The 14,227-nt window shown below is 49.9% G+C and carries 16 protein-coding genes; 7 read left to right on the top strand and 9 right to left on the bottom strand.

Annotated elements, in window-relative coordinates:
* Nucleotides 1-4: 4 nt before the first annotated feature.
* The 4 genes from BMY16_RS05160 to BMY16_RS05145 form a co-directional block, all read right to left on the bottom strand.
* Complete coding sequence (locus tag BMY16_RS05160; RefSeq protein WP_091840636.1) at nt 5-1,039, bottom strand: nucleotidyl transferase AbiEii/AbiGii toxin family protein; 1,035 nt, start codon at nt 1,037-1,039, stop codon at nt 5-7.
* The gene (locus BMY16_RS05155; protein WP_091840634.1) at nt 1,032-1,637 is read right to left on the bottom strand and encodes a DUF6088 family protein; all 606 of its coding nucleotides are present in this window, start codon (nt 1,635-1,637) and stop codon (nt 1,032-1,034) included. Before BMY16_RS05155 ends, BMY16_RS05160 begins: the two co-directional genes overlap by 8 nt.
* A 204-nt stretch (nt 1,638-1,841) precedes the next feature.
* Nucleotides 1,842-2,153: a helix-turn-helix domain-containing protein gene (locus BMY16_RS05150; RefSeq protein ID WP_013064966.1), complete on the bottom strand. Its 312-nt coding sequence runs from the start codon at nt 2,151-2,153 to the stop codon at nt 1,842-1,844.
* Between the two features lie 31 nt (nt 2,154-2,184).
* Nucleotides 2,185-2,523, bottom strand: a complete 339-nt coding sequence (locus BMY16_RS05145; RefSeq protein WP_091841030.1) for a helix-turn-helix domain-containing protein — start codon at nt 2,521-2,523, stop codon at nt 2,185-2,187.
* 1,083 nt (nt 2,524-3,606) lie between these two features.
* Here BMY16_RS05145 and BMY16_RS05140 point away from each other — a divergent pair.
* The 3 genes from BMY16_RS05140 to BMY16_RS05130 all read left to right on the top strand — a co-directional run bounded on the left by BMY16_RS05140 (nt 3,607) and on the right by BMY16_RS05130 (nt 5,685).
* Nucleotides 3,607-4,137 (top strand): DUF3408 domain-containing protein, encoded by a 531-nt coding sequence (locus tag BMY16_RS05140; protein ID WP_244512910.1) that lies wholly within the window; start codon nt 3,607-3,609, stop codon nt 4,135-4,137.
* 205 nt (nt 4,138-4,342) lie between these two features.
* Entirely contained in the window at nt 4,343-4,729 is a 387-nt protein-coding gene (locus tag BMY16_RS05135) for a plasmid mobilization protein (RefSeq protein ID WP_091840633.1), read from the top strand.
* The gene (locus tag BMY16_RS05130) at nt 4,726-5,685 is read left to right on the top strand and encodes a relaxase/mobilization nuclease domain-containing protein (protein ID WP_091840631.1); all 960 of its coding nucleotides are present in this window, start codon (nt 4,726-4,728) and stop codon (nt 5,683-5,685) included. The genes BMY16_RS05135 and BMY16_RS05130 overlap by 4 nt, the downstream gene beginning before the upstream one ends.
* A 14-nt stretch (nt 5,686-5,699) precedes the next feature.
* Here BMY16_RS05130 and BMY16_RS05125 read toward each other — a convergent pair whose 3' ends face one another.
* Entirely contained in the window at nt 5,700-6,863 is a 1,164-nt protein-coding gene (locus tag BMY16_RS05125) for an ABC transporter permease (RefSeq protein WP_091840630.1), read from the bottom strand.
* Entirely contained in the window at nt 6,860-8,038 is a 1,179-nt protein-coding gene (locus BMY16_RS05120) for an ABC transporter permease (protein WP_091840628.1), read from the bottom strand. Before BMY16_RS05120 ends, BMY16_RS05125 begins: the two co-directional genes overlap by 4 nt.
* A 136-nt stretch (nt 8,039-8,174) precedes the next feature.
* Between BMY16_RS05120 and BMY16_RS05115 the strand changes: the two genes are divergently transcribed.
* Nucleotides 8,175-9,107 carry a helix-turn-helix domain-containing protein gene (locus BMY16_RS05115; protein WP_170836013.1) on the top strand — a complete coding sequence of 311 codons (933 nt, stop codon included), beginning with the start codon at nt 8,175-8,177 and terminating at the stop codon, nt 9,105-9,107.
* Here the strand turns inward: BMY16_RS05115 and BMY16_RS05110 are convergent.
* On the bottom strand, nt 9,104-9,949 hold the full coding sequence (locus tag BMY16_RS05110) for a patatin-like phospholipase family protein (protein ID WP_091840625.1): 846 nt from the start codon (nt 9,947-9,949) through the stop codon (nt 9,104-9,106). The genes BMY16_RS05115 and BMY16_RS05110 overlap by 4 nt on opposite strands.
* A gap of 186 nt (nt 9,950-10,135) precedes the next feature.
* On the opposite strand from BMY16_RS05110, the gene BMY16_RS05105 reads away from it, so the two are divergent.
* From BMY16_RS05105 to BMY16_RS05095, 3 genes are read left to right on the top strand one after another with little or no spacing between them, the layout of a single operon-like run.
* Nucleotides 10,136-10,843: an NTP transferase domain-containing protein gene (locus BMY16_RS05105; RefSeq protein ID WP_091841026.1), complete on the top strand. Its 708-nt coding sequence runs from the start codon at nt 10,136-10,138 to the stop codon at nt 10,841-10,843.
* A complete protein-coding gene (locus tag BMY16_RS05100; RefSeq protein ID WP_091840623.1) occupies nt 10,840-11,634 on the top strand; it encodes an ATP-grasp domain-containing protein in 795 nt (264 codons plus the stop codon). The genes BMY16_RS05105 and BMY16_RS05100 overlap by 4 nt, the downstream gene beginning before the upstream one ends.
* Complete coding sequence (locus tag BMY16_RS05095; protein WP_091840622.1) at nt 11,631-12,311, top strand: HAD family hydrolase; 681 nt, start codon at nt 11,631-11,633, stop codon at nt 12,309-12,311. Before BMY16_RS05100 ends, BMY16_RS05095 begins: the two co-directional genes overlap by 4 nt.
* On the opposite strand, the gene BMY16_RS05090 is transcribed toward BMY16_RS05095, so the two are convergent.
* A complete protein-coding gene (locus BMY16_RS05090) occupies nt 12,291-13,229 on the bottom strand; it encodes a CDP-alcohol phosphatidyltransferase family protein (protein WP_091840620.1) in 939 nt (312 codons plus the stop codon). The two genes, BMY16_RS05095 and BMY16_RS05090, sit on opposite strands and share 21 nt — an antisense overlap.
* Nucleotides 13,226-14,227 (bottom strand): lysylphosphatidylglycerol synthase transmembrane domain-containing protein, encoded by a 1,002-nt coding sequence (locus BMY16_RS05085; RefSeq protein WP_091840618.1) that lies wholly within the window; start codon nt 14,225-14,227, stop codon nt 13,226-13,228. Before BMY16_RS05085 ends, BMY16_RS05090 begins: the two co-directional genes overlap by 4 nt.

The raw sequence follows: 14,227 nt of genomic DNA, 5'->3' as shown, positions 1-14,227 counted from the left end.
GATATTATAACACCATTTGCCGGAATCGTTTTTGTAACTCTTCAAGCCGCTTTAACAGTGCATCAAAGTCCAAAGGATTGCCATAGATAAAACTCGACTTCATGTTCTCGTAGTCACTACGGAATCTGTTTTGTATCTCCCCAACGGGACAAAAAGAAATCTTGTCTGGCATATCCAGTGAATAGTCAACGCCACCGACGTGATAGAACTTTTTGCGATGCTCCACAATCTCGGTATATAGAGGCACATCCTGCAATGCAGATCTCGCGTATTCAGTATCCATCAGTTTCTCCAAGTCGTAGAGGTGTCGGCTCATGCGAAGTGTCCTGGGATTCCTGCGCTGGTATTCTTCATTCAAGAGAAAGGCTTTCTCAAGAAAGGTGCGCGATGGGGATATGGTAGCAATATCGGTCATTGTTTCACTGTCATCATTCTTGAACTCATCAGAAATCAACGAAGAAATATGCTTCACCTCAAATGGTTCTTTCATTGACAGACAACTGATCTCAATCTTCACCACGGGCTTAACATACGAATGACCAGAATTGAAGATGCCGGGGTAGTGTACCAATAGCACTGTCGGGTCTGCGTCATGGTCAATAGGCTTTTCACCCTCTGCTGTCATGTGAGTTGTGACAGCTTCCACCTTCACGCTAAGACCTATACTTTCCAGTTTCTTTTCAAGCTCACTTTTCAGTTCACCATGCACGAAGTCACGAGAGGCCTTTCGTAGCATCTTTATCTGGTTGTTGTTCTCGCATCTGGCACACGCGACACCTTTTTCTATTAGGAAGAAGTCACGATATAGAGCAATGTCAATGTCTTCACTAAATCGGTTGATGATGTTCCAGCCCTTGCTCAGACTTGTACCTCCCTTGAAATAAGTGTACTTTGATGTACTCAGTTCGAACAATGCCTTTAATACGGTTGTCACCCACCAGTCTTTTTCTATTGATTCTTGGTCGATGTTCTTCAAGTCCGATATACGGTTGACCATATAAAGACGGTCTGCCAAGTTATTATCTATCCATCTACTCATGGTTAATCTCTTTTTTCAATGTTGTTACTATCTTTCGAATCCAGGCAGGTGCAAGTTGCAAATCCTTCTGCCACGTCTTTTCTTCTGGGTGCTCTGTCAACAATTTGCGTATGATGCCGATATGTTCGTCTGTCAGATCTTCTTTGCCAATAGCCTTCAGTGCCTGTACAAGAACGGGCATCAGCTCACCTTTATAGGCAAAGTTCTTGGGGACGCTACGCCTGAGCCGGATAGTACGATTCCCTAATTTAATCTCCCTTGCAGAGCCGCTGGTTATATACTCCGAATTCATAGGCACTTGTGTTGACAGTCCTAAAAGATTCATTGCAGTATTGCCAGTTGGCAGAATCTTGGCTTTGTCGCGTTTGGCGATAGCCTTTATGATGTCGCCCACAGGAGGAAAGACAATGCCAAACTTGCTCCGCATAGGCTTGACATAGATTCCGTAGGAGATTCGCGAAATCAATTCCTGTCCACATAACTCAGACAATATCTGTCTTACATAGACATCATCATAATTTGGGAAACTGTTGTTGAAAAACAGACTTCCATTCTGACTTCTGTTAATCACATTCGTAATGCGCTCTTTTACTGTCATTTATGATATGATATTTATGTTCGCAAACATACAAATATCTGCAAAATTTGTTAGTTCTCGACTGCAAAGATAATACATTTTTCTTAAATGAGAGCAATGTAAAACATATTTTTTCTGGGGGAATGATAGAAAGAAGGATTTTCCATGCCATTCCAAGTGAAATGACACAGAAAATCCAAAGAAAAGACAAGAACAATCATTTTTCTAATCTTTACGGTATGCAGGATGATAGCACTCCTCCAGTAGCTTCTCAAGGTCACTCTCACGATAGAGCACCTTGCCACCCAACTTAATGTAAGGTACAATACCACTGTCACGATATTCCTGCAATGTGCGACGGCTTATCTTCAGGCGATGCGACACTTCCAAGTCCGACAAGTACCGCTCTCCGTTCAGCAAGGGACGGTAGTTGTATGTCACCTTGTCAAACAGCGTCTCAATCTCCTTCATCGACTTCATGGCATCCACCAAGCCGTCAGTTCTCAAAGTAATCAACTCTTTCAGATAATTCTCCATGTTTTACTTTTGTTTATTATTCCATTCCACACTAAACCATTACAGCCCCGTTGGTTCTTGGCTTTCGAGGCTTACGCCATGCAGCATCTTTCTTCCTTTCCGCGACAACCTTCATGATGCTCTCCACATCCTCCGGCTTGTAATACGTCTTGTGACTAATCTGAGAATATGCCAGAGTGCCATTGTCCCTCAGCGTCTGCAACGTTCTCGGACTGATGCGCAACCTGTCGCATACCTCCTGATTGTCCATCCACTCGCCCAGACGCTTGTCTGAGCCACGCTTACCCATCTCCATCATCTTCTTGACGAAGTGATCAAACTGCCCTGCGAACTTCTCGTAGGCATCCTTTTCGATATTTACAATCTCCATCACTATTATATTTTTTAAGTTATACTTCATTTTTATCCAGCTCTTCTTTGAACCGTCGACAAAGGTACTTCAAAAGTTCCTGTTGCCTGTTGCTTGGAAGTTTTCTTGTCTGAATTAACACTTCAGCTTTTCTTTATTCTAATGCCTTCAGAGCTTGCTCACCAGAAAGCGAACGCGCACCTTTGTGTGGCACATGCCAGAAAGGTGCGTATTAGGCTACACCCTTCTATGGCACCTGATTGCGGCATTGCAAGCAACAGGGGGTAGTAGGCTACTCCTATTGTGGGTCGGTGCAAGCACCTTTGTGCCCATTTCCTTCTTGTCGATGCGAAGGTACTACATTCTCTCCATTCTTATTGCCTTTCCAAAGCAAGTGTCACCGAATGTCTCACTAAAACGGTGACATTGGTGACACGATTTCTTCAAATCCAGTGCAAAAGTAACGTTTTCCATGCCTAACTGCTACATTTCTTAGACAACTTGCGCCGTTTTGCCCTCAAAATCGGCGCAATCAGCGCAAGCAAGGCATCTGCCATTTGTTCAATTGCGGTGCGAAATTACAGATTCCTGATGTAACCACCAAATTTTTAGAGGCGGTTGGCGCTCATGGCGTAGATAATGGGTGCCACGTGTGCCACCTCTTTAGCTGAAATCGGGAAAATCAGTTGCTAAATTGCTAAATCAATCAGCCGTTAAACTGATTGTACGTACTAACATTCAAACGTACTAACTTACCAACGTACCAACTTACCAACGTACCAACAATCAAACGTACCAACGGACTTACATACCGACGGACTTACATACCAACAAGCACTACACATTATTATATATATTGGGTACAGTGAAGTCACCATAATCACTGTAGCCATTATATCCATGCAATACAATGTATCCACTATAGCCACTCGGAAAAACAGGGAACCAATCACCAGAAAATCCGCACATCCTCCACGATATATGCAGAATGGGGCAGCTTAATCCAAATGCTTGGAGGGTAATTCCAATCATCTTACTTTTGCCCAGAAAAACGGTCATCAGCGACAGCTCTGACCATAGTAGTAACAATTAAACCAAAATCAAATGACAACTAAAAAGACCAAGAATGTATCTCCGACAAAGGAAGAGAAGGATGAGGCATTGAGAGCCTTCATGTATGGTGACATACCTCGCCCATTAATCAGCATGGATGAACGTTACCCAGATCTTGAAGAGAGCGATAACTCCGTCATCTCCACTGGCATCAATGCAGTGATTTCACCCACTACAAAAGAAGAAGTCCAGAAACAAGAGACTCCGCCAAAGAATGAACAAGAGGAAGAAGCGCAGCCGAAACCTGTTTCTCTTCCTGATGGCAAGCAGACACCTGCCCACCGTGTCAGCAGCAAGCAGCGTAGGCTTTCACTCGATGAGTACGGCACCGTCTTTCTTCCTGTGCCAAAGATTGATCACCCAAAGCCCGTGTTCATCAGCGAGTCACTACGCGACGAACTTGACAAGGTGGCACGAAGGCTTGGAGGCAAGCGTATGAGTGCGTCAGGCATCGTGGAGAACATGGTTAAGCACCACTTTGGCAACTACGGAGAGGATATGGAACAATGGTTTAAACTGTGAGCGATAAGACTGGAGCCTGTGACCAGACTGACGTGGTTTGACACCGAAGGTGGCACAATCGTCTGGAAACTACGTTTGAGTGCGGCGAGGTTATGTTTTCGGCATCCCGAAAACCATCTCGCTCGCACCCACGACGCGAGGGAATCCGCTCCCCATTGGTCGCAGATTCTGTGAGTACAGTCACTAAAGTGAATACACTGGAATTATGATAGCAACAAGGAATCAAGAAAAGAAGAAATCGAAAGGCAGACCGACCGTTGCCGATGCAAGGCGACTGTCAAAGGCTGTCACGGTCAAGTTTTCAAAGATAGACTACGAGATTTTGAGAACAAGGAGCCGTAAGGCGAACAGGCGTTTGGCAGAGTATATCCGAGAGTCTGCCTTACAATCCGAGGTCGTACAGCCCCGTACTGAGGCAGATCTGAAGGAGTATCGAACATTGGTAGGTATGGCGAACAACCTCAACCAACTAACGAAAATGGCTCATCAGGACGGCTTTATCTACCTATACTCGCCAATAGACAACCTGCTTGGAGAGATTACTGATGTGATAAGAGAGTACAAACAAGGTACTAACAAGAAGAAAAGATGATAGGGAAAATCATGAAAGCAGCATCGTTTAGTAGATGCGTCCACTATGTGACAGGCAAGGAAGACGCAAGAATCCTTGCCTCCGATGGCGTATTGCTGACCACGACACAGGACATTATCGACAGCTTTGAGTTCCAACGGCAGATGAATCCCAGAATCTCAAAGCCTGTAGGCCATATCGCCCTGAGTTTTCTGCCAGAGGACAAGGACAAACTGACCGACGAGACGATGACGAAGATTGCCCGTGAGTACATGGAACTGATGGGCATCAAGGACACCCAGTTTCTTCTTGTTCGCCACTTCGATAATGGCAATCCTCACTGCCATCTGGTCTATAACCGCATCAACAACGAGGGCAAGACCATCACAGACCAGAACGATTTTAGACGGAATGAACAGGTCACGAAACAGCTTAAACGGAAATACGGACTGACATTCTCAAAGGGCAAAGGACACACTAAAACCGATAGATTAAGAGGAACTGAAAGGACGAAATACGAGATATACCGCATTGTCATTAACACATTGGCACAGTCAACGTCATGGAAAGAGTTCGTAGGACATCTAAAGGAAGAAGGTGTAGAAATGAAGTTGGTGATGCGAAGGAAAGACAGCCGAGCCCCAAAAGATATACAGGGTATCTGCTTCACAAAAGACGGCTACACCTTCAAGGCTTCACAGATAAGACGTGGCATGGCCTTTGATAAAATGGATGCTGTCATCAAAAAGAATGCACACAAAGCCCAACAAGAGGCGAAAGGTAATCAGCCGCAAACAAGGCACTACGAGCAGCCAAAGGAAGAGCCAAATTCCAAACAGCAAGAACGCAATGAGCCATCTATAGGCATTCCTTCATTGGGCCTGTTCGATTCCAATAATCCCGTCTATGATCCTGCCGAGGAAGAATTCCGCCGACAGATGCTGCGAAAGAAAAAGAAACGGGGGCCAAGACTATAGAAGTGATAGAGGTATCATCCCTGTTTGCCCACCATCTTTATAATATGTCGGCGATACATCATGCAGGCGGTGGTGAAATAGATGGCAGCCTGAATCCAGAGGGCTATGTATTCGGTTCGGATTTCATTGAGTGTGCAGCCCATCGAGGCGATGCGGACATAGCCGTTCATGCCGAAGGTGGAGGGGAACAGGCAAGAGACGAGTTTCCAGAACGGTGGCATAGCAGAGGTCGGCCACGACAGGCCGCTCAGGAACAACATGGGTACCGAGAGGAATACGAAGATGAGGATGCAGTCTTCGCGGCGATATATCAGCGAAGAGAGCGTCATGGCAAAGAAGATGCAGGCCAACAGGTAAGGGACGAGGAAACCGAGGAATGTCAGGTAATCGCCCAGTCGAGGCAGTTGGAACCAGCTGTTGACGCAGGTGAAGGCGTAGATTCCCATGACGAGATAGATACCCAGATAAACCAATGCCTTTCCAACGACAATGTTGGGTGCCCACTTATAATGGCGGTCGAAGGGGATAGTAAATCCTTGCCAGCGTTCGCGAGTGCGCCCCATCTGCATACCAATGCCCAGGAGCAGAGTCTGCTGGAGGATGAGCATCAGCACAGGCGGAATCAGAAACGAGGCGAAGCCTGAAGACGGGTTGTATAGTTTCACATGCTCATACTCTACAGGCATCTTGGTTATCTCTTTATCGCGTTCAGTCATTGACCCTAACCGCTCTATCTTGATGTCCTTGTTCATCTCCAGCGACACATCGGTAGCAGCCAGATACAGGGCTTTGTAGTAGAGCATCGACGACATGTCGCAATAGCAGCCGATGGTGGTCTGACGGTGCTGCCAGATATCGAGGGCAAAGTTGCGAGGAATCTGATAGATGCCGTAGGCCTCGTGGCGCATCACCCATCCCTTTGCCTCCTCCGTCGAACGGCAGCGGGCAACAATACGCACATCGGGCGAGGCATCAATACTACGGATGAATTCTCGGCTACGGATCGAGCCCGACTCATCGACGACAACGGCAGGCACCTCGCGCACCACTTCGTTGGTATATACCCACGAATAGAGCAGCGGATAGGCCAATGGCACGAACAGGATGAATATGAGGATGCCAGGGTCGTGCAGGATGTCCTTCAACTCACTGTAAAATATGTAGGTTATCTTCTTCATGGCAAATATTCGAATTTAAGGAATGCCTTGCGATAACGATAGTGTACCAACAGGGGCGATACACAGAACGCAACGAGCCAGCATACCGATGACCATACATAGCGGACGGGGAATCCGTCGAGTGCCTGGTTGACATAGATAAGGTAGTAATGGCGCAGCGGGAACCAAACTGACAGCGCCTGCAACACGGGGTGCATGTCGGTGACGGGATAGGTAAAGCCTGCCAGCGAGAACGACAGGATGCCCCATAGCGAACAGATGCATAGAGCCACGCGCATCATGCCAGCCTGAATGCCGAACAGCAGTACGCCGAAGCCCTGCGATGCCAGCACCGTGAGCAGTCCGATGAGCATCATCATGCCCAGTCCACACTGACATGGGAACCCGCAGTGGACAAAGAACCACCAATCCATCAGCCACCATTGAACGGTGTAGATTGCGGTCTGCGGCAGCAACTTTGCCCCCAGCGCAATAGACACCCGCTGCCCCGCCATCTGATACCACGCCTTCTGCGTCTGCTGCTTCCACTCGAAGCCGATGGTATAGACGGTGGTCAGCAGGATGAGCAGAATCAGAATGCCCGGCACCACCATGTTCGACAGATATACATTATAGTCAAGTGTTGGATTGCCAATCGGGTGCGGCTCTATCTGGATGGGCTGCAGCCACGCCATCATCTCCGTCTCCGGCAGTCCCTTCGCACGGAGTTTCTCGCGGGTCAGTGCCAGCGGTATCAGTTCGCCCGTCATCTTCATGTCCTTCATAATCAGGTTGCCCGGCACCAGGTAGGCATCGTTAGTATAGAACGACACCTTGGGCTGCCGCGTGCTGATGGCCTCGGCAGTCGTTCCCTTCGGAATGTAGAAGAACGCATAGATTTCGCCCCGCCGCATGGCCTCGTGCGCCTCGCTGAACGAGTAGTACTTCCGGCTCACGTCGGCCATCTCCATCACGTCCAGCACCCGTACCAGTTTGCGCGTGGTCGGCGTGTTGTCCTCGTCAACCACCGCCGCCGGCATGTCCGTCGGCAATCCTTCGGCCATCAGCGAGGTGAAAAACACGACACACAGCACGGGTGCCAGAATCATCACAAAGAGGAATACAGGACGATGAGCCAACATCCTGCATTCCCGCCTTGCGATGGCATATACTAATTGTAGTCTGCTCTGTTTCATGCTGCAAAATTGCAACAAAAATCCCTATCATCGGTGTTCCCGACTTCTCAGATATTGCCCCCGACGGCAACTGCTTCCCGTCCGGAACAATTCTTTTGAAGAAAAAAGTAGCAAATCGCCGGATTTATTCGTAAATTTGCACCAGAAATGCAAACAATATGAAGAAAAGATGAACAGCAACAAGTACATCCACGAGGTCAGCATCAGCGCCATCCGCGACCGCAGCGTCCGCGAGGTCTATGCCGACGGCGACATTGCCATCATCGACAACGTCCGCGAACTCACCGAACTTAACCCCGTCCGCGCCCAGATGAATTTCATCATCCTCTGCTGCGAGGGCCGCATACAACTCGACATCAACGGCAATCGCCGACAGTTGGAGAAGAACGACGTGCTGTTCAGTTGCCCCGATGTGGTGCTCTCCGACTTCATGATTTCCCCCGACTTCGAGTGCAAGATACTCTGCCTCTCCGAGCGCATCATCCACGAACTGCTGCGCGAGCACATCGGCGTCTGGAATCGCGCCGTCTATATCCGCCGCACCAACGTCGTCAGCCTCACCGACGACATCGTGCGCCAGCACAGCCTCTACCACGCCCTCATCAGCCAGTCCATGCACATGCCCGACAGCCAGTTCAGCAAGCAAGCCATGCAATCGCTCATCCAGTCGATGCTCTTCTGCCTGTGCAGCATCCTCTACGAGTCCGACACCGCCGAGCCCCAGACCTACCAGACGCAGAGCCGCCAACTCTTCGACCGCTTCCTCGCCACGCTCACCAAGGAGAAGGTGAAGCGCCGTCCCGTGGGCTACTATGCCGACCTGCTCTCCATCACGCCCAAGTATCTGACGATGGTCTGCGAGCACGAGAGCGGCAAGCCCGCCAAGGACTGGATCAACCAGTACGTCGTCGAGGACGTGCGCTACTACCTGCGCAACACCGCCACCCCCATCAAGGAAATAGCCGACCGCCTCGGCTTCGCCAACATCTCCCACTTCGGCTCCTACGTCCGCCGCCACTTCGGCATGTCGCCGAGTGCGTGCAGGAGCCAGAAGAAAGCGGAGGACTAAAACACCATTGACATAATTTCCGGCAGTTTCTTCTCCGCTGCCTTTCTTCCAAGATTATAGGTCTCTCTCATCTTTGCTCTATCATGGGTAATGTGGCTGATGGGCAGAGTGCTTTCCGGCTGTATGACGATGACATTTCCCTTTGATTCCTGTTCAGCCACATAGAGAAGTTGGCGGTTATACATCTCGTGTCTGTGCGCTAGCGCCTTGCACAACGCAGGATATTTCGAGAGCCGTTTCTCGATAAGCCATTGCATTTTCAAAGGAGTCTTGCGGTACAATGACGGCTGTGTCAGCACAACAAGGTTGCGCTCATATCCCAACCCCTGAAAGTATCGCAGCGGTATAGAGTCCGCTATACCGCCATCTAACAACTGATAGCCATCGACATCTACAATCTTTGATAATACAGGCATTGCCGATGAAGCACGTAGCCATTCATACAGGTTAGTTCCTCCCTGGCTTATCTTCCGATAGACGGCACGTCCCGTATGCACTTCAGTTGCCACCAGATGGAACTCCATCGGATTTCTTTCAAATGCCACATTGTCGAAAGGGTCCAGTTCGTCGGCAATCGTATGGTAGGCAAACTCCGCTCCAAACAGGTTGCCAGTCCTGATGAGTGACTTCAAACTGCAATACCGCCAATCCTTGGCGTATGTCTCATTATAGCGGATGACACGTCGTGTCTGATAGCTCTTGAGATTGCACCCAAAGGCTGCACCAGCCGACACACCTATCATGCCATCAAAGGTCACGCCGCTTTCCATGAGTACATCCAGTACACCTGCCGTAAAAAGTCCCCGAAGCGCACCTCCTTCTAATACCAATCCTGTCTTCATTTCTGCTTCTCTATAGATTTTTGTTTGCAAAGGTACTCCATTTCTATGTCATAGCGGTGTCCCTGACTTCTTCAGAATTGTTTTCGATGGAGAGAAACGACGGAATGTTGCACTTTCACGGAAAAGCAAGACACCACTATTTCCAACCGATGCACTACCTTTGCAACAATGTATAAAGACAAAAAGATGAAATATGCAATCATAGCAGCAGGCGAAGGCTCGCGATTGGCTCATGAGGGCATGACGGTGCCGAAGCCTTTGGTGATGATAGACGGTGAACCGATGATTGACCGTCTGATTCGCATCTTCCTGGCCCAAGGTGCGACAGAGATTGACGTCATCTGTCGTGAGCGCGACGTGCAGACCTGCCATCACCTGCGCCAACTACAGCAGAACCCTGACGTGCCACTGCGATTCATTGCGAAAGACACCCCGAGTTCCATGCACTCACTCCATGAGTTGTCGCCATTCCTGCAAGACAGTTCCTTCATATTGACGACGGTAGATACTATATTTCGTGAATATGAGTTCGCTCAATATGTCTCCGAGTTCCGTCGGGTGTTAGCATCCGGAGAAGCCGACGGACTGATGGCTGTCACCGGCTACATCGACGATGAGAGTCCGCTCTATGTCAAGACCGATGCCACGCTCCGCATCATGTCATTTCTGGACTCTGACCCGCAGCCGAGATACATCAGCGGTGGCATCTACGGACTGACGCCACGCTCCCTCACGACACTCCGCCAGTGCATAGCCCGTGGCGAGAGCCGTATGCGTAACTTCCAGCGGGCATTGCTGGCCGACAACCTGCGGCTCTGGGCCTATCCTTTCACCAAGATTCTCGACATTGACCACCGTGCCGATATATCGAAAGCTAACCGTTTCCTGCAATGAAGATACTCGCCATCACCCGCGCCCCACAGTTCTCACCTAATTCGGTGGAGAGCGACCGCGCCATCATGCAGGCTGTGGCCGACAGGCTTGTTGGCAAGGGTTATAGTGTGACCATCATTTCTGAGACGGAACTCTCAATGTTCAATGTTCAATATTCAATGTTCAATGGAACCATTCTCTCCATGGGACGCCTGCCTCACACGCTGGCCTGGCTCAGTCGTCAGCCTTGCCGTGTCATCAACACCCCTCAGTCCGTCACCGCCTGTTCCCGTTCCTCGTTGGAGCAAATCATGCTGCGCCACCACCTGCCTTGTCCTCCCAAGTGGGGCGACAAAGGCTATTGGCTGAAGCGCGACGATGCCTGTGCGCAGCAGCCCGACGACGTACTCTTCTGCAAAGATGAGCAGGCCGTCGCCGAAGCCATTCGCCAATTCAACCGGCGTGGCATCGCCGACTACGTGCTCAGCGCCCATGTCGAGGGCGACCTGCTGAAGTTCTATGGCGTACAAGGCACCGATTTCTTCCGTTGCTACTATCCCACCGACGATGGCAAGACGAAGTTCGGCCTGGAACGCTACAACGGCAAGGCACGTCACTTCCCCTTTCCCCTCAGCACGCTGCGCCACGATGTTGAAAGGCTGGCCTCACTGGTGGGGTTAGACATCTATGGCGGCGACTGCATCGTACGTCCAGACGGCACCTATTGCATCATCGATTTCAACGACTGGCCCAGTTTCTGTCGCTGTCGTGACGAGGCTGCCGATGCCATCGCAAAACTGGTTACGAAATGATAAAAGCATTGATTTTCGACTACGGAGGCACGCTTGATACGGGTGGCAACCACTGGGGCCAAGTGCTTTGGCATGCCTATCAGCGGTGCAGCGTTCCCGTCAGCGAGCAGCAGTTTCGCGAGGCATATGTACAAGTAGAACGCCTGTTGGGTAGCCAACCTGTCATCCAGCCCGACTTTACCTTCCGTCAGACATTGGCAACAAAAATATCGCTACAGATGCAATTCCTGGAACTAAGTCAAAGTTACGGGCCCACTCTGGTCGATGCTGTCTATAGACTAACGCAGCAGCATACTGCCCATAATGTCGAGGTTCTTACCCAGCTGAAGTCCCGTTACGTCTTGATGTTGGTCAGCAATTTCTACGGCAATCTGTCCGTCGTGCTCCGCGAATTCGGCTTCGACGGCTTGTTCAGCAAGGTTGTCGAGTCTGCTGCTGTAGGCTACCGCAAACCCGACCCTCGCATCTTCCAAATCGCCATCAATGCGCTTGGCCTCCACCCCAGTGAGGTGACCGTCATCGGCGACTCCATCAAGAACGACATCCTGCCAGCCAAAAGCCTTGACTGTCACACCGTTTGGTACAAAGGAGAGCAGTGGACTGACGCTCCCTCGCACCAAATGGTGGTAGACAGGATCATCACGGATTTGGCAGAACTATCGCAAATCATGCGCTAATTCCCAGCACATTCTTTCGTGTCGGCGGCGCATATACTCGCAGAGGGCTGCCATGATGACAATCTCGAAGACGAAGTAGAGCCAGGGGAGGTCGAACAGACAACAGGTGTATAGGACGATGGCACGGGTGTTGAACGTCAGGATGTTGGTGAGCGGCATCAGGGGGAGCGAGAGGGTGCGGAAACGGTCGCGGAACTGCTGTGGGACGGCATCGATGGTGCCATAGCGGGCACGTAGTCTCTGCATCAGTTGCTGGAAACAAGGGGTGCGACGCTCCTGCCCCCGTGTGTAGTTGACGTAGGTCTTCAGGAATGCCTTCCACACGATGTTTCCTTTCCACGGCGTACTGTCGTAGAGCAGTTTCTGTTGTGCTGAGGTGTCGAGTTCGCTGCCAGCCTTGCCATTCAGGAAGTAGAGGTGAATCTGGCGGTAGTAGTCGGCCAGGGCACACTGTCCTGCATGGCAGTGGAAGCCCGACCAGAAGACAGCCACCAGCAGCACCAGCGTGAGCCAAAGGGCGTGGGTCTGACCGAAGCGCCAGACCAGAGCCAGATAGATGGGGATGAACCACACCTCGCTGGCGGCTCCGTCGAGGATGCGCCCCAGACGGGTTTTCTTGCCCGTCATGCGGGCCAGTTGTCCGTCGGCAGAGTCGTAGAAGTTGGCCCACATCAGCAGCAGAACGCCTGCAACGTTATACCAGAGACCGCCGATGCCCTCTGTCCAATAGGAGCCGTGGGCGAAGCAGAGAGCTGACGAAGCGCCGATGATCATCGACAGCACGGTAACCACATTGGGGTGAACGCCGAGCCGCTGGAAGAACTTTGCCCACAGATAGCCTATCGGACGGGTAAAGACACGGTCGAGCCACTCCTCCGTGTCCTGCGATTTGTAAGTTGACTTGATTTCTTTTTTCATTTCAATTTCATGATTACTATACCAATAATAGCCCATACTATTTCACGAACGCGACAGATGATGCTGATAATAAGTCCACCTTCGGGAGCCAGGCCAAACAAGGCCATTGTTAGTGCAAAGCCTCCCTCGCGCACACCTAACTGCAAAGGAATAAACCCTGCAAGATTTGCAAACAGCGAAGTGAAAGCAATGATTAGAAATGCAAATAAGAAGGTAAGAACACCTGCATATTGTCCGAGCATTACAAGTATAAAAAACACCTCTAAAGCCTGAAGCCAGCGACATAAATACTCTAGCAGAAGACTTTGACGGAAAGCTTTCTTGTTATGATTCCAAAGGGCGGTGATTTGCTGATCTATATCAACAAAGCTTAGTCTGTGATTGTCGTAAAACCTACCGACTTTATGATGCAGACCTGGTATTTTCCCTATTAGTAGCACCATCTTTGAGACGAGACCATAATGGTAGCATTTACGAAAAAGCCATATCCCGCCACACGAAATGAGACTCGTCAACACCAACAGTAAAACCATTGTAGAGTCAATAGACCATGTGGCAACAAGTGCCAATATCAAATAGACGGCTACTCCAGTTAGCCAAAACCAGAAATGGCTGAATACATGCATCATGGCAAATAACACCACCGATGATGTAGCCCGCTTTGTGCCGATGAGTCTGGATGTTTCCAGAATTTTGTATGGCATTCCGCCCACACCACCCACAGGAACAGTTGCATTGAGGGCATACCCGGAGACTGTCAGTTGCCAAATCTTCCAGACACTAAATGGACATGGGCCACTGCAACGCATTATAATACGCCAAGCCTGAGCATTCAAGGCATAGATACCTGCCCACAGCAAGATAGCAGCCATTATCCAATAGCCTGCATTGCTGATATAGCCCCATAGTTCAGAGAAACTCACGTCAAAAGTGAGGATCATCACAAAGATGGCAGCAATACCAATTAGGAATAGAAGGCGATTTATTTGCTGGCGCAT

The sequence above is a fragment of the Prevotella sp. ne3005 genome (genome assembly GCF_900110085.1).
In the GTDB taxonomy this organism is placed as follows: Bacteria; Bacteroidota; Bacteroidia; order Bacteroidales; family Bacteroidaceae; genus Prevotella.
Note: the sequence above shows the minus strand (reverse complement) of the source record. Positions and strands in the feature narration are given on the sequence as shown.